Annotated in this window: 23 protein-coding genes; 9 read left to right on the plus strand and 14 right to left on the minus strand. The window is 42.4% G+C overall.

From position 1 onward, the window contains the following. Nucleotides 1–85: 85 nt before the first annotated feature. The 8 genes from fdx to NI464_RS04715 all read right to left on the minus strand — a co-directional run bounded on the left by fdx (nt 86) and on the right by NI464_RS04715 (nt 6,254). On the minus strand, nt 86–424 hold the full coding sequence (fdx, locus tag NI464_RS04680; protein ID WP_004279821.1) for an ISC system 2Fe-2S type ferredoxin: 339 nt from the start codon (nt 422–424) through the stop codon (nt 86–88). A gap of 15 nt (nt 425–439) precedes the next feature. Then, nucleotides 440–2,299 carry a Fe-S protein assembly chaperone HscA gene (gene hscA, locus NI464_RS04685; RefSeq protein ID WP_253137861.1) on the minus strand — a complete coding sequence of 620 codons (1,860 nt, stop codon included), beginning with the start codon at nt 2,297–2,299 and terminating at the stop codon, nt 440–442. A 34-nt stretch (nt 2,300–2,333) separates the two neighbouring features. After that, the gene (gene hscB, locus NI464_RS04690; protein WP_004279818.1) at nt 2,334–2,849 is read right to left on the minus strand and encodes a Fe-S protein assembly co-chaperone HscB; all 516 of its coding nucleotides are present in this window, start codon (nt 2,847–2,849) and stop codon (nt 2,334–2,336) included. A gap of 103 nt (nt 2,850–2,952) precedes the next feature. Continuing rightward, nucleotides 2,953–3,273 (minus strand): iron-sulfur cluster assembly protein IscA, encoded by a 321-nt coding sequence (gene iscA, locus NI464_RS04695; RefSeq protein WP_005107159.1) that lies wholly within the window; start codon nt 3,271–3,273, stop codon nt 2,953–2,955. A 34-nt stretch (nt 3,274–3,307) separates the two neighbouring features. After that, nucleotides 3,308–3,694 (minus strand): Fe-S cluster assembly scaffold IscU, encoded by a 387-nt coding sequence (iscU, locus tag NI464_RS04700; protein WP_004279815.1) that lies wholly within the window; start codon nt 3,692–3,694, stop codon nt 3,308–3,310. Nucleotides 3,695–3,798: 104 nt separating this feature from the next. Continuing rightward, the gene (locus tag NI464_RS04705) at nt 3,799–5,016 is read right to left on the minus strand and encodes an IscS subfamily cysteine desulfurase (protein WP_004279813.1); all 1,218 of its coding nucleotides are present in this window, start codon (nt 5,014–5,016) and stop codon (nt 3,799–3,801) included. Nucleotide 5,017: 1 nt separating this feature from the next. Next, a complete protein-coding gene (locus NI464_RS04710) occupies nt 5,018–5,491 on the minus strand; it encodes an Rrf2 family transcriptional regulator (RefSeq protein WP_004279811.1) in 474 nt (157 codons plus the stop codon). A 112-nt stretch (nt 5,492–5,603) separates the two neighbouring features. Further along, nucleotides 5,604–6,254: a hypothetical protein gene (locus NI464_RS04715; RefSeq protein ID WP_114540742.1), complete on the minus strand. Its 651-nt coding sequence runs from the start codon at nt 6,252–6,254 to the stop codon at nt 5,604–5,606. Nucleotides 6,255–6,457: 203 nt separating this feature from the next. On the opposite strand from NI464_RS04715, the gene NI464_RS04720 reads away from it, so the two are divergent. From NI464_RS04720 to NI464_RS04730, 3 genes are all read left to right on the plus strand, one after another. Next, nucleotides 6,458–6,931 carry a phasin family protein gene (locus tag NI464_RS04720; RefSeq protein ID WP_184413218.1) on the plus strand — a complete coding sequence of 158 codons (474 nt, stop codon included), beginning with the start codon at nt 6,458–6,460 and terminating at the stop codon, nt 6,929–6,931. Between the two features lie 162 nt (nt 6,932–7,093). After that, nucleotides 7,094–7,366: an HU family DNA-binding protein gene (locus NI464_RS04725; RefSeq protein ID WP_004279807.1), complete on the plus strand. Its 273-nt coding sequence runs from the start codon at nt 7,094–7,096 to the stop codon at nt 7,364–7,366. A 130-nt stretch (nt 7,367–7,496) separates the two neighbouring features. Then, on the plus strand, nt 7,497–9,362 hold the full coding sequence (locus tag NI464_RS04730) for a SurA N-terminal domain-containing protein (protein ID WP_253137862.1): 1,866 nt from the start codon (nt 7,497–7,499) through the stop codon (nt 9,360–9,362). A 61-nt stretch (nt 9,363–9,423) separates the two neighbouring features. On the opposite strand, the gene NI464_RS04735 is transcribed toward NI464_RS04730, so the two are convergent. After that, the gene (locus NI464_RS04735; RefSeq protein WP_253137863.1) at nt 9,424–10,293 is read right to left on the minus strand and encodes a DUF2797 domain-containing protein; all 870 of its coding nucleotides are present in this window, start codon (nt 10,291–10,293) and stop codon (nt 9,424–9,426) included. A 34-nt stretch (nt 10,294–10,327) separates the two neighbouring features. Between NI464_RS04735 and NI464_RS04740 the strand changes: the two genes are divergently transcribed. Further along, nucleotides 10,328–10,798, plus strand: a complete 471-nt coding sequence (locus NI464_RS04740; protein ID WP_004279801.1) for a DUF6231 family protein — start codon at nt 10,328–10,330, stop codon at nt 10,796–10,798. A gap of 105 nt (nt 10,799–10,903) precedes the next feature. Continuing rightward, nucleotides 10,904–11,575, plus strand: coding sequence for a YidB family protein (locus NI464_RS04745; RefSeq protein ID WP_253137864.1), 672 nt, complete (start codon nt 10,904–10,906; stop codon nt 11,573–11,575). Between the two features lie 65 nt (nt 11,576–11,640). Here the strand turns inward: NI464_RS04745 and NI464_RS04750 are convergent, their stop codons facing one another. Genes NI464_RS04750 through NI464_RS04760 form a run of 3 tightly spaced genes read right to left on the minus strand, consistent with a single transcriptional unit; the run spans nt 11,641 to nt 13,602 of the window. Continuing rightward, nucleotides 11,641–12,255 (minus strand): OB-fold-containig protein, encoded by a 615-nt coding sequence (locus NI464_RS04750; RefSeq protein WP_004279798.1) that lies wholly within the window; start codon nt 12,253–12,255, stop codon nt 11,641–11,643. A 19-nt stretch (nt 12,256–12,274) separates the two neighbouring features. Continuing rightward, entirely contained in the window at nt 12,275–12,583 is a 309-nt protein-coding gene (locus NI464_RS04755; RefSeq protein ID WP_004279797.1) for a Rieske (2Fe-2S) protein, read from the minus strand. A 14-nt stretch (nt 12,584–12,597) separates the two neighbouring features. Beyond that, nucleotides 12,598–13,602: an adenosine kinase gene (locus NI464_RS04760; protein ID WP_004646774.1), complete on the minus strand. Its 1,005-nt coding sequence runs from the start codon at nt 13,600–13,602 to the stop codon at nt 12,598–12,600. A 277-nt stretch (nt 13,603–13,879) separates the two neighbouring features. Here NI464_RS04760 and NI464_RS04765 point away from each other — a divergent pair, with 277 nt between their 5' ends. The 3 genes from NI464_RS04765 (at nt 13,880) to NI464_RS04775 (ending at nt 18,598) form a co-directional block, all read left to right on the plus strand. Then, nucleotides 13,880–14,332, plus strand: coding sequence for a GNAT family N-acetyltransferase (locus NI464_RS04765; RefSeq protein WP_005107150.1), 453 nt, complete (start codon nt 13,880–13,882; stop codon nt 14,330–14,332). A 165-nt stretch (nt 14,333–14,497) separates the two neighbouring features. Next, nucleotides 14,498–17,437 (plus strand): insulinase family protein, encoded by a 2,940-nt coding sequence (locus tag NI464_RS04770; protein WP_253137865.1) that lies wholly within the window; start codon nt 14,498–14,500, stop codon nt 17,435–17,437. A gap of 21 nt (nt 17,438–17,458) precedes the next feature. After that, nucleotides 17,459–18,598 (plus strand): phospholipase A, encoded by a 1,140-nt coding sequence (locus NI464_RS04775; protein ID WP_253137866.1) that lies wholly within the window; start codon nt 17,459–17,461, stop codon nt 18,596–18,598. Nucleotides 18,599–18,668: 70 nt separating this feature from the next. On the opposite strand, the gene NI464_RS04780 is transcribed toward NI464_RS04775, so the two are convergent. Next, nucleotides 18,669–20,009: a TrkH family potassium uptake protein gene (locus tag NI464_RS04780; RefSeq protein ID WP_253137867.1), complete on the minus strand. Its 1,341-nt coding sequence runs from the start codon at nt 20,007–20,009 to the stop codon at nt 18,669–18,671. Continuing rightward, nucleotides 20,006–20,662 carry a potassium channel family protein gene (locus NI464_RS04785; RefSeq protein ID WP_005246545.1) on the minus strand — a complete coding sequence of 219 codons (657 nt, stop codon included), beginning with the start codon at nt 20,660–20,662 and terminating at the stop codon, nt 20,006–20,008. Before NI464_RS04785 ends, NI464_RS04780 begins: the two co-directional genes overlap by 4 nt. Nucleotides 20,663–20,783: 121 nt before the next feature. Between NI464_RS04785 and NI464_RS04790 the strand changes: the two genes are divergently transcribed. Continuing rightward, nucleotides 20,784–21,188: hypothetical protein (locus NI464_RS04790; RefSeq protein ID WP_420914103.1), on the plus strand; the 405-nt coding region annotated here is incomplete at its 3' end.

The raw sequence follows: 21,188 nt of genomic DNA on the forward strand, positions 1-21,188 counted from the left end.
CATGTAAATTTACTTTAATTGTTTCTTATAAAGAGAAAAAACCACGCCTGAGCGTGGTTTTTTATTTTAGCCTGCAACGAAAATCTTAGTGATTTTCTGACGCATGGTTAATGGTGTATTTTGGAATTTCAATTTCCAGATCTTCATCGTCCAGTTTAACCTGACAAGAAAGACGTGAATCAGGTTCTAAACCCCAGGCACGATCGAGTAAGTCAGCTTCAACATCATCCATTTCTTCCAGGCTGTCAAAACCTTTGCGTACCACTACATGGCAGGTGGTACACGCTGCTGACATATCGCAAGCATGTTCGATTTTAATGCCATTTTTCAGCAGGCTTTCGCAAAGATTGGCATTTTGTTCGACTTCAAACTCAGCACCTTCGGGGCAAATCTGCGCATGTGGAAGAACTTTAATACGTGGCATAGTCGTTACCTTAAATTAGTTTGAGTTTGACCAGTCGTCGAGTTTAGTACCCTTGAGAGCAGCATCAATATGTTGATTCATACGTGCTGCTGCAAAAGCATCACTATGTATTTTAAGCTGTTCAACGGCAGATTCAATCGCTTTGATATTTGAACCCTGAAGCTGAGTTTCAAGTTGTGCTTGCGCAGTTTGCAGTGCTGCAAGTTGATCTTCAGTCAACAGACCGGCATCCGCTTTGAGTGCCTGAACCAGTGCTTCCAGCTCACGCTGTGCTTCCACTTTGGTTTCATTCAAATGACGAAGATTCTTATCTTCTTCAGCGAACTTATAACCCTCTAGCAACAGGCGTTCAGTATCTTCACCCGACAAACCATAAGATGGCTTGATATCGATTTGAGCCGTCACACCAGAGGTGGTTTCTTTCGCAGATACAGTCAGCAAGCCATCAGCATCGACCTGGAACGTTACTTCAATACGTGCCTGACCGGCAGTCATTGGCGGAATGCCATGCAGTACAAATCGGCCCAAGCTACGACAATGTTCAACCAGATCACGTTCGCCTTGCACCACATGAATCAACATGGCAGTCTGACCATCTTGATAAGTGGTAAATTCCTGACGACGAGCCACCGGAATTGCGGTGTTGCGCGAAATTAACCGCTCAACCAGTCCGCCCATGGTTTCAAGACCAAGAGACAATGGGGTCACGTCTAATAGTAATGAACCATCAGTCGAGTTGCCAATCAATTGGTTCGCAGTAATTGATGCGCCAATCGCAACCACTTCATCCGGGTTAATCGTGCATAGCGGTTCTTGATTGAATACTTCACGCACGGCTTTTTGTACCGCATAAGAACGGGTTGAGCCACCGACCAAAACGACATTTTGAATGTCATCCAGTTCAAGCTTGGCATCACGCATCACACGTTTACATACGCTGATGGTTTTATCCAAAGCAACTTTGATGATCTCTTCAAATGTCGGGCGGTCAAGCGTCAATACTTGATCAAGCAATTTGAGTTGAACTGAATCTGCATCAGACAAAGCTTCTTTGGCTTTACGTGCCGCAACGACAAAATGTGCATATTCGGCATCATTCAAAGTGTCAATATTCAGTTGTTTCTTGGCCCATTTCAGGATCAAACGATCCAGGTCATCACCACCGAGGGCAGTGTGGCCACCGGTTGCCAAAACTTCAAACACACCTTGACTAAAACGCAGAATCGAAACGTCAAAGGTACCGCCACCCAAGTCATAGATCACATAGTTACGGTCTGTGCTTAGATTGCTTTCCTGATCCAGACCATAAGCAACAGCAGCAGCGGTTGGCTCATTCAACAAACGTAAAACATTCAAACCGGCAAGTTGAGCAGCATCACGGGTTGCCTGACGCTGTGCTTCATCGAAGTAAGCCGGAACAGTAATCACTGCACCATTAACCGGATTTTGCAGACTGGCTTCAGCGCGGTCTTTCAACTGCTTTAAAATTTCTGCAGAAATCTCAACCGGAGTCTTACGGCCTTGTGCAGTTTCAAAAGCCGGCATTTCATTTGCTTCACCAACCAACGCATAAGGATGCTGGAATTTAATGTCAGCTTTCGAACGACCCATAAATCGTTTCACAGAAACGATGGTGTTTTTGGGGTCAGTAGTAATGAAAGGCGCAGCTTCATTGCCGTATTGAGTCTGTTGTTCTGCATAATGCACGATAGAAGGAAGTAGCACACGACCTTGTTCGTCATTAAGTACTTTGGCTTTACCTGAAAGAACCGTGGCAACCAAAGAGTGGGTGGTGCCTAAATCGATACCAATCGCAATGCGGTGTTCATGTGGTGCACTTGATTGACCTGGTTCTGCAATTTGCAAGAGAGCCATAGTGTTACATCCTTTGCACGTTAAATATTAAAAATTAGAAATCATCATCAAGATCAAAGCTGTCATCGTCCAGGAAGCGGTCTTCCGCTTTGTCGATATCGGCCATGACTTTAACGAAGAAACGTAGTTTGCGCACTGTATCGCGTGCTTCGGCCCAGTCTTCATCCGCATAATCAATTTTGAACTCGCGAACCAAGCCCTCAATCCATTGCTGGACTTCGACTTTCAGTGAAGTTAAATCTTCAGCAGAAGTTGCATCGTCAAGTTGTTCACGAATTTCCAGAGCGTCCTGCAAGAATTCAAAATCACTGATCGACTGATCTAAGTGATAATCCTGTTTCTTGAGAGTCAGTAAATACGCTGCACGGCTATCGACCGCTGACAAGGCTTTAAATGCCTGATTGATATCACTTGATTTAATCAGAGCTTGATCTTTGTCTTCAGCTTTATCTGGGTGATATTGTTGCTGCAACTTTAAAAATTCAGTCTTTAAAGCCGCCAAATCAATATCGAGTGCTACAGGAAGGTTGAACAACTCAAAATGATTCATGGGAGATGGGATCCGCGATTAATGAGCAAAAATAACTGTATAAATGCAATTAAAACAGTGTGAAACACACTGTTTTAATGTCAAAAGAGAATAACTGCCGGGTTTATACAGTGAAGGATTCACCACAACCGCATTCGCCTTTTTTGTTGGGGTTGTTAAATTCGAAGCCTTCGTTCAAGCCGTTTTTAACATAGTCCATCTCCATACCTTCAAGATAAACCAGACTTTTCGGGTCAACGAATACTTTAACCCCAAACTGTTCAAAGGCTTGGTCATGTGCATCGACTTCATCGACGAACTCGAGCACATAGGCCAGACCAGAACAGCCTGAAGTTTTCACACCAACGCGAATGCCTTCACCCTTACCGCGATTTTTTAAATAATTGCTGATATGAGTTGCAGCATTTTCAGTTAAATGGATCATGAAAACTCCGTTAAAATTTCAAAACGTGGAACAATTAAGCTTTAACTTTCTTGCTACGGTAGTCTTCTACAGCTGCTTTGATTGCATCTTCAGCAAGAACAGAACAGTGTACTTTTACTGGTGGAAGTGCAAGTTCAGTCGCAATATCAATGTTCTTGATCGCTTGGGCTTGATCCAAAGTTTTACCTTTGAGCCATTCGGTCACAAGTGAACTTGATGCAATGGCAGAACCACAACCATAAGTTTTGAAACGTGCTTCTTCAATCACACCTTCGTCGTTTACCTGAATCTGTAAACGCATCACGTCACCACATGCTGGCGCACCAACCATACCAGTACCAACGTTTTCAGCATTTTTGTCTAAAACGCCAACATTACGAGGGTTTTCGTAATGATCAATTACTTTTTCGCTATAAGCCATGTTGCTTCTCCAAACCTCGGGGTCAGCCTTAGTATTAAATATGGGGGTAAAAAAACTTTTCTCAATGAGATAGCAACGGATTTGTCACTATCTCAGGATGAAAATTAGTGCTCAGCCCACTCAACTTTAGAAAGGTCAATACCTTCCTTATACATATCCCAAAGCGGAGAAAGTTCACGTAACTTCTCAACAGCAGCTTTAGTGATAGTCAATACGTGATCGATATCTTCTTCAGTGGTATATTTACCAAAGCTGAAGCGGATCGAACTGTGTGCAAGTTCGTCTGAAAGACCCAATGCACGAAGTACATAAGATGGTTCAAGTGTTGCAGATGTACATGCCGAACCTGAAGATACCGCAGCATCTTTCAATGCCATCATCAATGATTCGCCTTCAACGAAGTTGAAGCTAATGTTTAGATAGTTCGCTACGTTTTGTGTTGGATGGCCATTCAGGAACACTTGTTCAAGACCTTGTAAACCATTCCATAGCTTGTCGCGAAGTACGCGTAGACGAGTTTGTTCAGCTTCCAGGTTTTTGCCTGCAAGTTCAAAGGCTTCACCCATACCTACAATCTGGTGAGTCGCAAGGGTACCTGAACGCATACCACGTTCATGGCCGCCACCATGCATTTCAGCTTTAAGGCGTACACGTGGGCTACGACGTACAAACAGCGCACCAATACCTTTAGGGCCATAGATCTTGTGCGCAGAGAAGCTCATCAAGTCTACTTTTAAAGTTGAAAGATCAATTTCAACTTTACCTGCCGCCTGAGCTGCATCTACATGGAAGAAAATCTTGTTGGCGCGAGTGATTTCACCAATCGCTGCAACATCAGTCACAGTACCGATTTCATTGTTCACCATCATCAGGGAAACAAGAATCGTATCTGGACGGATCGCTGCCTGTACCATTTCAGGCGTAATTAAACCGGTTTGAGGTTGAGGCTCAATATAGGTAATTTCAAAACCTTCAGACTCAAGCTCACGACAGGTATCTAAAACTGCCTTATGTTCGATTTTAGAGGTAACGATATGTTTACCTTTAGATGCATAGAAATGAGCCACACCTTTAAGCGCAAGGTTGTCTGACTCGGTTGCACCTGAAGTCCATACGATTTCACGTGGATCAGCTTTAATTAAATTCGCAACTTGTTCACGTGCATATTCAACTTTTTCTTCTGCTTGCCAACCATACGCGTGTGAACGAGATGCCGCATTACCAAAGGTACCATCGAATGTTAAGCATTCCATCATACGTTCAGCAACCTGAGGATCTACAGGAGTTGTAGCTGCATAATCAAGATAAATCGGACGTTTCATGTCAAATACCTGTAACCGATAAAAGGGCTGAATCTAAAGGTGCTGATTTTTGGCGTAATGACACAGTCTGGACGTTGTCACGTGCAACCAGATCAGCAAGCGAGATTTTTTCTAAATAATCGGCGATGTGATGGGAGAGTTCCTGCCATAAATCATGAGTCAAGCACATCGCGCCATTCTGGCAATTGCCTTTATGGTCACAGCGAGTCGCATCAACTGTTTCGTTTACAGCTTCAATAATTGCTAACACAGTAATTTCATCTGCATTACGTGCTAAATGGTAACCACCATTTGCGCCACGAACACTAGAAACTAAACCATGACGCTTGAGCTTCGCAAATAACTGCTCAAGATAAGCAACAGAAATAGTTTGACGTGCTGCAATTTCAGCGAGCGTTATCGTTTTTTCAGAAGGCTGCAAAGCTAGATCAAGTAGAGCAGTCACAGCGTAGCGACCGCGAGTGGTTAGGCGCATGATTCGATACACATGGTTAGACTAGATGTGTAGATTTTATGAATCCCGACTAAATTAGTCAAGTTATTTTTGGTAGACCTTAGTGGGATTTAATTTTTGGAGAATGAAAGATTTACATGCTCAGCCAATTATACACTAATAACATAATCAAAAGTACGCTGCTCAGGCCAAAAATGATATTAATGCGCTTTTGACGGCGTTCGATCCGTTTCAGGCGGTTTTTATACTGTTTGACTTCCACTTGCAGGGTATTGATCTTGGAGCGCTGTTCTTCAATTTTCTTTAAAAGCGGTGCAATACGCTTTTTAGAAGCAATAATTTCCGCTTCATCCGTCGGCGCATCAGACAGCCAGTGTTTCCAGTCGGCTAGTACTTTTGGCAAGCTGAATACGGTTAACAGATCACGAAACTCATCTTTTAAAACCTGATTGCCATCAATGCGCATGCTGCGAATGCTACGACGATTGCCAAAAATGAAAATTTTAATCAGATCGGGAAGTGTAGTGCGCACATCCAGGTCGACAATGCGGCCCGGTGCTTTGTGGTCAAATAATAGTCCATTGGAGGTGAATTGCACATAAAAGTCGAAATATGGAATATAGCTATTGATTTTAATCGAGATGTTTTCATCTACAAACTTTTTGGCCTGTAATGCAACGACACGATCATGCTTGAGAATGAAAGTAAATATTGTCTCTAAAACAATTAACGTCATCGTAAGCAACAAATGCGGTTGATTTTGACTTTGTTGCGATTCGCTCATATACAACCAATCCTTACCTGAAATATAAAGTGAAAAAGCTTCCTGCTTGTGAAGAGATTTCAGGGTTAAATCAAATTAGACTTGAAATAAATTGCTTTGTAGAACAGTTTATCAAATCTATCAAGTACTAAATTTGCTATTATGCAGTGGTTTTGTAGAATAATTTATAATAATTGCGCAGAAAACAAACAGGAGCCGTGCACATGGACAAGTCAAAAACAGCACAAGACTCAGCTGAAGCTTCGAATGAGAAAATGCTGAAACCCAAGTCTAAATCTGCCTCGGAGCGCAAATCGGTTCTTGATTTTCGTAAATACACCAAACAGATCTGGTTGGCTGGACTCGGGGCATTTTCACGTGCAGAAGAAGAAGGCAATAAACTGTTTGACTCGCTGGTCAAGGTCGGGGAAGAACTTGAATCTAAAACTGCAGATATTGCCGATCAAACTGTAGAGAAGGTTTCAGAAAAAGCCAAAGAGTCGGTCACAGACACCAAAGACAAAGTGGAAAAATTAATCGACAACTCTATTCATCACTCATTGAATCGTATAGGATTAGTCACACTGAAGGATGTACAGTATTTGGAACGTTTAATTCTCCAGTTGCATGCCAAGGTTGATCAGTTGACTGCGGAACAAGAAAAAATGAAAGAAGAATTGCCGAAAAAACTTAAATAAAATGACTTTATTTATTATTCAATGTTTTTTTCGCATATTTTTTGAAAAAAAAGAGGTTCTTAAGTATTGCGTTTATACCTAAAGCATTGCTATAAAGGCGTTATGGCATGTTAAACCAATTCTTGAACCTTAAATAAACGATATTAAGAGGACGTAATCTTCATGAATAAATCAGAATTAATTGATGCAATTGCAGAAAAAGGGGGATTATCTAAGGCTGACGCAGGTAAAGCTTTAGATGCTACAATTGCTTCTGTTACTGAAGCTTTAAAATCGGGTGATACAGTAACTTTAGTGGGTTTTGGTACTTTCGGTGTGAAAGAACGCGCTGCACGTACTGGCCGTAACCCACAAACTGGTGCTACTCTTGAGATCAAAGCAAGCAAAGTACCTAGCTTCAAAGCAGGTAAAGGCTTAAAAGACGCTGTAGCTTAAGCTTACCCAGCGACGAAACGCGCCTTCTTTGGCGCGTTTTTTATTGATAAATTTAATTGTGATGATTAACACATTCATTCAATGGGTATTTTCGGTTAAAATCCTTTGCAAATAAAATATTGGAATACTTATGGAAGCTTTTCGTAAAGTTATTAAGGGTTGGTTGGGCAAAGTCTTGCTCGTTCTGTTTTTGACCCCGTTAGCACTTGTAGGTATTGAAGGATATTTTAGCAGCGGAAACTCTGATGCGGCAAAATCAGTGAACGGGACTGAAATATCTCAAAAAGAATTAGAGTCACTGACCAAATCATTTAAAGAACAATATCTCAGTTATGCCAATGGGGATGAAACTTTACTGAATCAAAGCTTCATTGACCAGAAAGCCATGGATACGCTGGTTGCACGTACTTTATTGCTGCAACAAGCTGAAGAATTAGGGATCAGTCTCAGTGACCAGCAAATTGAACAGATGATTGCTCAGCAGCCTACTTTCCAGCAAGATGGCAAGTTCTCGAATGCTTTATATGAAAATTATCTAAAATCAATTGGCATGACTAATCGTGCTTTGATTGAAAGTTTACGTAAAGATCATGCGCTGAAGATGCTGTCATCAACTTTCCTGGATTATCCACTGGTGAGCCCAGTCGAAATGCAGCAGATTGCCGATTTACAAACTGAACAACGTCATATTCATATTTCCAGCATTAATCTGGACAGCTATAAAAAAGATGTCAAAGTGACGGATGCAGATATTGCTGCTTATTATGAAAAACACAAAACGCTATTTAAACAGCCGACCAGTGTAGATGTCGACTATGTGGTGTTAAAGCCAAGCGATATTCAGGTGCAGAGCTTAGAGGTTACAGATGCTGAGCTTCAGGAAGCGTACACGGCTTTTGTCGCGACACAAAAACAGGCAGTTAAACCAGATGTGAAGCATATTTTAATTACGGCGGACAGTCGTAGTGATGCTGAAGCGAAAAAACTGGCGACCGAGATTGCAGCCAAAATTAAAGCCGGTACCACTTTTGCTCAAGCTGCAGCACAATATTCTGAAGATCCTGAATCTAAGTCTAAAGGTGGTGCGCTTGCTGTCTATGAAGAAGGTGTATTTGGCACTGCATTTGACCAGACGGTTAATTCTTTAAAATCAGGTCAGGTTTCTGCACCGGTGAAAACAGATTATGGATACCACATTATTTCTGTGCAAACGCCAGATGTTGCGGTTCCTTCTTTTGAGTCACAAAAAGCACGTTTGTCTGAAGAAGCCTTGGCTGCTAAAAAATCCAATGCATTCTCTGATACGGTCAATACGCTAAATGATATGGTAGTAGGAAGTGATTCTCTGGATGCCGTTACACAGGAAGTTAAAGGTGTACAAGTCCAGAAAGCCCAAGGAGTAAAACTTTCGACTCGTGATCCAGTGCTGAGCGATGCTAACCTCAAGGTTAAACTGTTTAATGATGATGTTAAAAATGGTGATCTTAATGCTTCATCAAGCATTCAGTTGGCCAATGGTGATGTAGCCTGGATCAAGGTGCGTAATTATCATGCTGCTGGCGAACAAACACTGGCAGAAGCAAAACCGCGTGTTAAGGCTCAGTTGATTGAAGACAAAGCAGCTGCTTTGGCAAAAGCAAAAATTCAGAAAGCTTTGGATGAGTTCAAAACCAAACCGGCTGCGGCAGTGGCGAAAGGTGATTTGATCTTTGAAGATGCTGGTGTTTACACACGTGCTGAAGGTTTGCTAAAACGTGATGTACAGCGTGCGGCTTTTAGTCTTCCGACACCAAAAGCAGGCCATTGGTCAGTGACGACAGCGAAAATGCCGAATGAGCTGGTTGTGGTTGCGGTATCAGAAGTGAAGAAGAACCCGGTAGATGTATTGAGTGCAGAACAACGCAGTGAGTTGGTGAAGTTATATCAACAACTTCGTGGTCAGCAGGAATTTGATGACTATACGCGTTACCTGAAATCTCAGGCAAAAATCAAATAAAATTGTTGTATAAAAAACCAGCCTGCGGGCTGGTTTTTTTATGCTCTAAGCAAATAATGGATTAAGCACGAATAATCAGTTCATAACCAGTATATTTGCGCATATTAATTACGCCAGTATCCAGAATTAAGTACTGCCCCTTGATGCCTTGTAACTTGCCACGAATTAAGGGAGTTTTATCAAGATTATGCGATTTAATCTTTTCTGGATATTGTTCTACCGGATAAATAAATTCTCGTGCGAATTCATCTTCCAATACTTCAATATTTTCATTAAATTCTAGATTCTGATTAAATTCTTCACGAATGCTTTGAATTTTAGGCGCAAATTCTTCTAACAGTTGTTCACGCACTTCAATCAGATTGAGGGGTTCTGCTTCACCTTTGAGTAGCTTGCGCCAATCAGTTTTATCAGCAACCTGAGTACTAAACATGACCTCAAGCTTTCCAGAAAGACGACGTGAGCCAACTTTCATAATCGGCAGGGCCTGGGTCGCACCCTGATCAAGCCAGCGGGTCGGCATTTGGCTGGTACGGGTAATACCGACCTTTAATGCGCTAGAATTGGCCAAATAGACAATATGTGGCTGAAAGCAGACATTCTGTGCAAACTCATCTTCGCGGCAAGTGCCCAAATGATAATGGCAAGTCTCTGGTTTCATGATGCACATATCACATGAAGCATTGGTTTTAAAACATTTAAAACAGTGACCTTGCGAAAATGATTTGGAAGTTTTGTTGCCACAAGACACGCAGTAAATATTACCGGTCCATTCAATCTCGATTTCTTGGCCTAAATTAAACGGAAGATCAATTTCTGCACGATCTAAAATTAATTTATATTCAACATTTGCCCGCTGTATCTGTTGATCAGTTACACTAAGGTCCTTGAGGCCGACGTGCATTTTATGACAAATGCCCTGAAGTTCCATAAAAATTACTCACTTAAATCATAAGGATGCAGTTATGGCTGAGCAGAATGTCATTACTTCGATGCTAGACGATTTCGCACAGGAACAGCCAATTCATACTGCTATTTGTATTGGGCAGGACTTGAGCCAAGTCCAGTTTCAGCCAGCTATTCAATGGTCCTATTTTAGCGTATCTGACTTTTTAAATCTGCCTTTTCAGCAACGTTATGACTTGGCTGTGGTGATGCTGGATACTGCAGAAACAGAACATTTGTCTGAACAGATCATGAGTCAAATTCTGGTGAAATTACGTGATTTGTTTGCCAAACGGCTAGTGGTGATCAGCCGACTGCAAAATGAAAAGTTATTGAGAGCTTTAGGATTTACCCAGCTGATTGACAAGACCACACATGAGGCCGATTTTGCGCTGTGGCAGTTTAATATTTTAACCTATAAGCACGTGCCAGACTGGTTTAACTCCAAATTTTGGGCTAATCCGGAAAACTGGGATAAATTTCGCTGGTAAGCCGAAAACCTGCTTAACCAAGATTGCAAATATTAACACAATCTTGCCTAGACAATATGAGGGCAGGCCGTATTCTGTAATTAAGATGCACATAGGATATAGGACATGACAAACCTGAGTAGTATTGTGGAAATATTAGCAAAGCAGGCATTGGGTGACGGACAGTCGCAGCAAAAGTCCTCACCACAAGGTGGCTTGGCAGATATCCTGGGGTCTGTGCTAGGGCATTTAAACCAGTCAAATCCTCAGCAAAATCAAAATACTCAAAACCAGCAGAATCAAACCGGTCAGCAGAACCGACAAAATGGTCTGGGGACAATTTTAGGTTCAGTACTAAGTCAGTTTGGTGGTGGTAGTACTCAAAGTACTGCCCAGCCTCGTTCAGGACTAGGTGGTTCTACCGGTAAAACCTTATTGATTGCAGTACTGCCTTTAGTACTGGCCTGGATTCAAAAACAGGGCGGTTTACAGGGTGCATTAGATAAGCTTAAAGGACAGGGGCTCAATAGTCAGGTCGATGATTGGGTGTCGACCGGTCCCGGTGAAAATGCCAATGTCGATCCGCAGCAGGTGCAGAACCTGTTTGATGAGCAGGAAGTTGAAGAAGTTGCACAGCAAACCCATGCACCGAAGCAGGATGTGTATAGTGCGATTTCACAGGTCTTGCCGCAGATTATTGATTCGCTTACTCCACAAGGTGAGCAAACCAGCAAGCAGGAAGCCAATAATGATATTCAAAATGTATTGAATATGGTTTCAGGACTTCTTAAAAAATAAATATAGACATTAAAAAATCCCGATATCTGTCGGGATTTTTTAATAACTATTAAATGATTTAGAATTTAATCTAGATTCATGCTGAACAGCTGATTAGATTTACAAATTTTCTTGGCAACATAATGAGATTTTCTCATGCGAATCAGGATAATCTGCGACTGAAAACCGAGTTCACCAAACTCAGGTTCTACCTGTACATAATGCAGTTGCCCATACTCATCTCGCACCCGCGCTTGAGCAGAAAAACCGGGTCGGGCATTGCCACTGGAAATTGTCGCCAAACGGCCAAGTAAATTGACATTGTTCTTTTTATATTTAGGTGGAATGACCTGATCCAGACAGTGAATCATAAAAATAGTAAAAAAAGTCGCAATGATTAAAGCCGGAATAATCAGGTAATAAGCAGGCAGAAATTTAAATTCCTGAGAATAGATCAGGAACTGTAAAACATAGCCGGCAAAACTAAAATTCATCAGGAAGAAAAACACAATCAAGGTTTTGGAGAATTTGACGTTTAGTAGATCCATCTGCTGAAAGTCATAAGGTGAAATTTTTTGCAGAAACTTGCTGGGTCTGAGTCCAAAATAGAAACCAATGGTTTTCACCACACCGAACAGAATAATCGCCAATAAACTCAGATGAAAAGGCATCAGGTTATAGTCTAGAAAAAATGCAGGCATGGTGAAGTCCGTTTTAGTCTTATTCTGAGAGGTAAATTCCACCATCAGAATGCACGGTAATCTCTACTTTTTCAAGTGCTTGACCTTGGCAAGGCCCAGAAATGCATTCACCGCTTTCTACCAGAAACAAGGCGCCATGCGTGGAGCATTCAATAAATTCCTGATCGCGATCCAGAAACTGGTTTTCCAGAAATTCCAGTTCGACCTGCAAATGCGGACACAGGTTTTGATAAGCATAGAAGGCACCGTCACGCTGTGTGATAAAGATATTATCTCCATCGGGAAGCTCAAAAGAGCGTGCTTCGCGTTCTGGAACGTCTTCGGTCATGCAAATTTTAAACATTAAGCACATTCCTTTTGAAAGTCTTGTAATAATGCCGCATAGTCTTCAACTGCCAGGCGTGGACCAAATTGTGAAACCACCTGGCTCGAAATGAGAATCGCCAGTTCAGCCGCAGCTTGAAGACCCAAATTAGCATTCAATCCGTACAGGAAAGCCCCGGCAAAAGCATCACCGGCACCGTTGGCATCTACTGCAGGCACTTTACGGCCAGGAACAGTAAATGTATTTTGATAATCCGAAATCAGTGCGCCTTCAGCTGACAATGTAATGACAACGTGCTGACTGATTGTTTTTAATTTAAGCAGGGCTGCCTCAAGATTATCTGTTTCTGTATACATCAGCGCTTCTTGCTGGTTACATAACAGCAAGTCTACACCATCTGCAATCATTTCATCCAAACCGGCACGCGCGTATTGCACCATGGCAGGATCAGATAAAGTTAGGGCAATTTTAACGCCATTGGCACGGGCAATATCACGTGCTTGTTGTACGGCATGACGTGCTGTGTCAGAAGTTGATAAATAACCTTCGAGATATAGCCATTTCGCGCTATTTAGTGCGCTGAAATCAATTTGTTGATCAGTCAGTTCGGCCGTAATACCCAGATAGGTATGCATGGTACGTTCAGAATCAGGGCTGACCAGAACCATACATGTCCCTGTTACGCCTTCACTGATCGATTGGGTGGTGGTCTTAATACCTGCATCATTCAAACCCTTCAGGTAGATGTGCCCCAGTTCGTCATTTCCGACACGACAGCCATAAAATGCAGAACCACCGAGCGCAGAAAATGCCACGGTAGTGTTGGCTGCTGAACCGCCTGAAGCCTGACCCTTATACACTTGAGTCGCTTGAAGATTTTGATAAAGAGTGGCCTGAGTCTCACCATCTGCAAGTTGCATGGTGCCTTTTTGCAAGTGATGTGCAGTTAAAAAGTCATCAGAAACTTTAAATTCTTGGTCAATCAGCGCATTACCAATCGCAAAAAGATCAACAGTTGCCATGTTCAAATATCACATTAAAAATGAAAGTCCTAAGTTTACACGATTGCTTGGGATTGCTGTAGTTTGCTGAATCATTTTCAAATACTTTTCAAAAATGCTGTATTTTGTTCAGCAGCTATCTTTGGTCTAAAAAACTGGCTTATTTTTGTGCACTGGTGCGCTACAGCATTGATTTAAGGATCACATTTTATTTATAAAGAGATATCGCTCCTGGCATGATACTTTAAGTCGCTTGGCAACTGTCATTCTCCACAACAATTTCAAATAGTGTGCGTATATGAATATTAAAATTGTAACAGCCGAACAACTCCCGGATCAGATCGAAACACTGGCAACTCTGGCACGTAAAGAAGGCTATAATTTGGTAGATAAGTTAATAGAAGAATATCGCACCGGGAAAAACTGCTTTAGCCACGCCAATGAATATCTGGTGGTGGCGCATGATGGCAAGAAACTGGTTGCCTGTGGTGGCTTGAACCAGCAATGGGGAGATAATGGCATTGAAGACCGCATTGGTCGGGTACGCCGTTTCTATGTGCATCCGAAATATCGTCAGCATGGCGTCGGCAAACAGCTTTTGGCTTACCTGGAGCAATTGGCACGTCCGCATTATTCAGCTTTGTGCCTGCAAACAGATACCCGACTGGCCGCCAGTTTTTATCAAAAGCAGAATTATGTATTTGTAGAAAATAATCCAAGCTATAACTATTTTAAATATCTGATTTCTTAAGCTTGTAAATACTCATCTAGATGCAGGAAGTAAATTTGATGATTTAATTTTCAAATGATCAAGTTTACTTAATTCGATCAAAATCCTCGGTTTTCAACGTGAATAATTCAGATAACTAAAGCTATAATGCGCTTAGTTATTTTAATTAAAGCATTAGGAGATCGCATGACTGTAGATGTCACTGAAACCATTTCTCAAACTGTACATCCTGCGTTTCAGTTGGTACGTCAACAACATGTTGAAGCTTTAGACATTTTCGTGTCTGAATATAAACATAAAGTGACTGGCGCCACGCATTATCATTTGGCGACCAATCATGACGAAAATGTCTTTCTGGTGGCGTTTCGTACCCAGCCGATGGATTCTAAAGGCGAAGCACATATTCTGGAACATACTGCGCTGTGTGGTTCAGAAAAATTCCCGGTGCGTGATCCATTCTTCCTGATGATTCGCCGTTCATTGAATACTTTCATGAATGCCTTTACTGCGGCGGACTGGACTGCATATCCATTTGCGACCCAAAACAGCAAGGATTTCCAGAACCTGCTTGAAGTGTATATGGATGCAGCATTTGCTGCGAACCTGAATCCATTGGATTTTGCCCAGGAAGGCATTCGCATTGAGCTGGAAAATGGCGAGCCTGTCTATAAAGGCGTAGTTTTTAATGAAATGAAAGGTGCGATGAGTTCGCCTTCAGACCAGCTGTATCACACGCTGGCGCATCATTTATATCCGCATACCACCTATCATTATAATTCTGGTGGTGATCCTAAAGATATTCCTGACCTGACTTACCAAGAGTTAGTTGATTTCTATAAGTCACATTACCATCCAAGTAATGCAGTCTTCATGACCTTTGGCAATAAAACAGCATTCGAACTGCAAGAGCAGTTTGAAAATCTGGCATTGTCCAAATTTGAAAAAGGTCAGACGCTGTATCCAACACCTGAAACCCGTTTGACTGCACCATTGACGGTGACAGACAGCTATGCTGTTGATGCTGAAGACCTGCAGGACAAGACCTATCATGTGCTGTCATGGTTATTGCCAGAAGCCAGTGACATTAAACTGCGGTTAGGTATGCGTTTAGTTGAAGGTATCTTGTTAGAAGATTCAGCATCACCACTGCGTCATTATCTGGAAACGTGTGGTTATGCTGATGCAACAGGTCCATTCATGGGCGTGGATGATTCTAATTTTGAAATGACTTTCTACTGTGCGGTACAGGGTTCAAATCCTGAACATGCAGAAGAATTTAAAAATGGTGTGTTTAAGGTTCTGGAAGAGGTTGCGTCTAAACCGGTTGATCAGAACATGGTCGATGCGATTCTGCATCAAATTGAATTGCATCAGCGTGAAATCAATGGTGATGGTACGCCGTATGGTCTGAGCCTGATTCTGAGCGGTTTGGGCAGCGCAATTCATCACCGTGATCCGGTCGAAGTTTGGGATGTGGACTCTGCGATTGCCGCAGTTAAGGAAGAACTGCAAGATCCAATGTGGCTTTCCAATCTGATCAAAGAGCATTTGCTGGATAATCCGCATCGTGTCCAATTGACACTGGTTCCGGATGCGACTAAATCTGCCAAAGAAGCAGCGGATGAAAAAGCGCGTCTGGCTGAAATTGGCAAGAATCTGACTGAAGAACAGAAAGCTGAAATTATTGCGCAGACTGAAGCATTGAATGTGCGTCAGGACACGCCGGATGACTTGAATTTATTGCCGAAAGTCGGTCTGGAAGATGTTCCTGCGGAATTACAGATTGTGCAAGGTCAGTTACGCGAGATTATCTGTAACCGTGTTGATACGCCGTTGAACCTGTATCATGCCGGTACTAATGGTATTTATTACCAACAGGTTCTGGTCAATATTCCGGATGAAGTGGTGCAGTCGCCTTACTTTAACCTGCTGTCGATCCTGATGGGTGAAGTTGGTGCGGGTGAGTATGATTATCTTGAGTTCCAGCAACTGCAAACAGCGGTAAGTGGCGGTCTGGGCATGGGCGCATCTTTGCGTTCTAAAGTCGATGACAAAAACAAAATTACTGCCTGGTTGACGTTGACCACCAAATCTTTGGTGAATCATCTGGATGCAATTCGTCTGTTAAAGATCGGTTTTGAACAGCTTCGTTTTGATGAGAAAGACCGTATTGTTGAACTGTTACAACAGCGTAAAACGCGCTGGCAGTCACGTATTTCTGGTTCTGGACATAGCTATGCAATGCAAACGGCTTCACGTCAGCATAGTGCATTGGCTTTGCGTGATTATCACAATACCGGTCTGGGTGCATTGAACTGGCTGATCGAGCTGGTGTCTAAGATCGAAAAAGATCCGGCTGAATATGATCTGCTGATTGATGAATTAAAACGGATTCATCGGGTCTTGTTGCAAGCACCAAAGCAATTCCTGTTAGTCTGTGAAGAGCCGCAATCTGAGCATCTCATTGAAGAAATCCAGAATGTCTGGGACAAGCTTGCGGTGGATTCTGCACCAGTTGCCCTGACTCAAGTCGAAAAAGTAACCCATGATCAGAATGAAGCCTGGTTGATTCAAGCCAATGTCCAGTTCTGTGCGGCTGCTTATCCAGCAGTTGAAGTCTCACATCCTGATGCTGCTGCATTGATGGTACTGGCGGGTTATTTGCGTAATGGCTTCCTGCACAGCGCCATCCGTGAAAAAGGCGGTGCTTATGGTGGTGGTGCTAGCTATGACGGCAATGCCTGTTCGTTCCGTTTCTACAGCTATCGTGACCCACGTCTGGCAGAAACTTTCCAGGATTTTGATGCAAGTATTCAGTGGTTACTTAATGCACCACAACAGCCACACCAGTTGGAAGAAGCCATTCTGGGTCTGATTGCCAGCATGGATAAACCAGGTTCACCGGCAGGCGAAGCCATTACTGCATGTTATTCCTACCTGCATCAACGTACGCCAGCGTTCCGTAAAAAATTACGTGAACGTTTATTGAATGTCACACTGGATGATTTGCAGCGTGTTGCACAGACTTATCTGGTCGAGCAGCAGGCGACGAAAGCCGTTGTAGCGCCAGTGGCAAAACGTGAAATGCTGGAACAGCTTGGTTTTGTAATTCAACAAGTTCTATAAATAAAAAAAAGAGGATAAGGGATGGCGCTTAATTTGTTTAAGCGCTCAACTCTACAGCTGAGCGTTTTGCTGGGCTGTGCAGTTGGGACGCAAGTGAATGCGGAAGAAACAGTAGTTAACAGCCCCATGCCGGCAACGGCCGAAGCCTGTGCCGCACTAGAAAGTAGTGCAGAGCGTCTGGCTTGCTATGATGCTTTATTTAAAATTCCGGTAACCGATAAGCCTGAAATCGTTTCTGAGCGTCGTGCTGCGGTAGAACTTGCACCTGAACCCGATAATTTAAAAGCGAAAATTGGTCAAACCGTTTCCAATATTTATGCTTCTGAAGGATCAAAGCTGACGCCGAATCTGTCTTTGCTGGATAGCCGCTGGGAACTCTCTCCAGAAAGTAAATTAGGCACCTGGAACATTCGTTCTTATCAGCCAGTGTATTTGATGCCAGGTTTCTGGACATCAAAGAAAAATGAATTCCCTCAAAGTGAAAATCCAGAAAACACGGTGAAAGAAGACCAAAATCTCACCTCAACCGAAGCAAAGTTTCAGTTGTCTTTAAAGACCAAGGCGGTTGAAAATATTTTGGGCGATAATGGCGATCTCTGGCTTGGTTATACCCAGTCTTCACGTTGGCAGGTGTATAACTCGGAAGAATCACGTCCGTTTCGTGAAACTAACTATGAACCTGAAGCCAGTTTAATTTTCCGTACCAACTATGATCTTTTAGGCCTGAACTGGCGTATGTTGGGACTGACCATCAATCATCAGTCCAATGGCCGCTCTGATCCGTTATCACGTAGCTGGAATCGGGTGATGCTGAATCTTGGTTTTGAAAAAGACAATTTTGCCTTGATGGTTCGTCCTTGGTATCGCTTTGAAGAGAAGCGAGAAGATGATAACAATCCAGAAATCAAAAACTATATTGGCCGTGGAGACATGACCGCATTTTATCGTTATAAGGAGCATGATTTTTCATTGATGCTGCGACATACTTTAAAAGGTGGAGATAACAACCGTGGAGCCGTACAGTTCGACTGGTCATTCCCGATCAGTGGGCGTTTGCGTGGTCAATTCCAGCTTTTTGATGGTTACGGAGAAAGCCTGATTGATTATAACCATCGTGCCACGTATGTCGGTTTAGGTGTTTCCTTGATGAACTGGTTCTAGGATTCCAACTTTAAACATCTTGGAATGAAAATAAAAAACCATGCCGCTGCATGGTTTTTTTATAGATAGATTAGCCAATCTGGATTTCTGAAGGCGGATGTTTGAGACGACTCTTTCTCGGAGTCGCAATAAAATAAGCAAGCGTCAGTGGCCCTAGACGCCCTGCGAACATTAACAGCATTAGAATAATCAAACTGGCAGGTTGTAGTTCCTCTGTTACCCCTCGGGACAAACCGACGGTACAAGCTGCAGACACGGCTTCAAACAACAGATCCAGAAAATCCTGCTCAGGTTCCAGGATTAATAAGCTCATAAAACCCATCATGATCAGCGCTGCAGTAATACACACCACGGCTAATGCTTTAAACGTAGTTTTTTCAGGAATAGAGTGATTAAACAGCCGGATCTCATCTTCGCGTCTTAAAAAACTGATTACGCTTATTACCACAATAATAAACGTTCCGACTTTGATGCCGCCCGCTGTACTTAAGGAACCTCCACCAATAAACATTAGAAATATGGTAACTAGAGTGGATGCATCACTCATTTGTTCCATTGGCAAGCTATGAAAACCTGAAGAGCGGGGAACGGTGGCATGGAACCAGGCATTCACGGCCTGATCGCCCAAACTCATGAGACCTAAGGTCTGTGGATTGGAAGCCTCCAATAGCCAAAGTACGATAAAAGCACTTAGGTTCAGACCCAGAATCGTTGAGAGGATTAGCTTGCTGTTGGTACTCAACTTACGCCAGCGCTTATGTTCTTTGACGTCCATCAGCACCAGAAAACCGATACCGCCAATGATATACAGCATACTGATGGTAAAGGTAATCAGATACTGTCCTGAAAAGCTCATCAAGCTATTTGGAAATAGTGAAAATCCACCATTATTAAAAGCGGAGACGCTATAAAAAGCTGCATAAAATAGTGCATCGCTAAACTGATATTCTTTGAGCCAAGCCAAAGTCAGAATCAGCGTACCGATTGCTTCAAAGAATAGAGAATATAAAAACACGGCTTTAATGGTAAAACTGACTTTTTTCAGACTAGTTTGTCCAATGGACTCCTGTGCCATGACTTGTTGTTTTAGCCCCAGTTGCGGTGCCAGACTCATCACTGCCAGAATGGCAAAGGTCATAAAACCCAAGCCGCCGCATTGCAACAAAAACATAATCACGATTTGACCAAATACGGTATAGGCTTCACCGACATTCACCACCGATAGCCCGGTAATGGTCACAGCAGAAGTTGCTGTAAAAATCGCCTCCAGCCAGCTGATTTCTCCATGATGTGCAATAGGCAGCATCAGCAGCAGTGAGCCGATCAGAATTAATCCGAGAAAACCCAAAGCCAGTAAGCTCGGAGGACTGAGGTTAATCGTCCTGTGTTGCTTTAAATCAGAACTTTTCATAGATGTTTAAAATATTTAGCAAGACGGCGCAAAGGTTCCAGCAATCCTTCAACCAGTAAAATATCGCCTTCCTGAAGAATCTGATTGGCATCTACGTGATATTGCAGTGTAGATCCGCGTTTATGTAATAAGGTAGTGATTTCAGGAGCATGCTTCATCAACTGATTCAGTGGCGTACCATGATGATCTGCATGAATTTCAATTTTGACAATATAATGATCATCCTCAAGCGCCATATAACGACTGACCATCGGATAACTTAATGACTGTGCCACCCGAACGCCCATATCTTCTTCAGGGTGAATGATTTTTTCGACATTGAGATGGGTCAGAATCATGTGATGGGATTTGGATTTGGCCTTCACCCAGATTTTCTTCACGCCCATATTTTTTAAGTGCAATACACACAGAATGCTGGCCTCAATATCCTCTCCAATTGCCACAACAACGGCATCACAGCGCTGAATGTTCAGCTCATCCAGTACATGTTCATCGGTTGCATCGGCAATCACGGCATGGGTCAGTTGATCGGAAATGTTTTCTACATATTTTTTATTCAGGTCGATTCCGATCACTTCATGCTTCAGGCTGATCAGTTGCGTGGCCACGGTCGCACCGAAACTGCCAAGCCCGATGACTGCAAATAATGCCATTTGCTATCCTTAATTATTCTAAATAAAGTATTTTGAGTTATGTTAGCGTTAATCTAATCCAAGATGTTTGAAGTTTTACATAATTGATATAAATCGTTTATTTAGAAAGGAAAAGAACTAAATGGTTGAGAATTGTGTGCTTGATTGGGGAGCTATTGCAACGATTGCTGCCGCAATTTTAACGGTTATCGTGGCTTACTGTATTTCAAAGCAATGGAAAACACAAAAGAGAGTTGAGACAGTTTCAAATATTGCAAAGGAAGTTTATCTGGATATTAAAAAATTTGATAAATATTTTGTCCAATATATTACTTCGCATATTGATAATTTAAATGAAGGACCTAATGAGGGGAATGTGTACTATGGTATTGAAAAAGAATTGAATCCGATTATTTATGATTTATATGTAGGTATGATTTCTAATTTAGAGATCATTAGATCTCTTGCGAAAGTTAATTTAAGAGCGTCCAGTTCACCATTCCAGCAATTAAATTCATTCTTAGACCAAATCGTTTCCGTCTATTTC

The sequence above is a fragment of the Acinetobacter lwoffii genome (assembly GCF_024129685.1).
In the GTDB taxonomy this organism is placed as follows: Bacteria; Pseudomonadota; Gammaproteobacteria; order Pseudomonadales; family Moraxellaceae; genus Acinetobacter; species Acinetobacter lwoffii_X.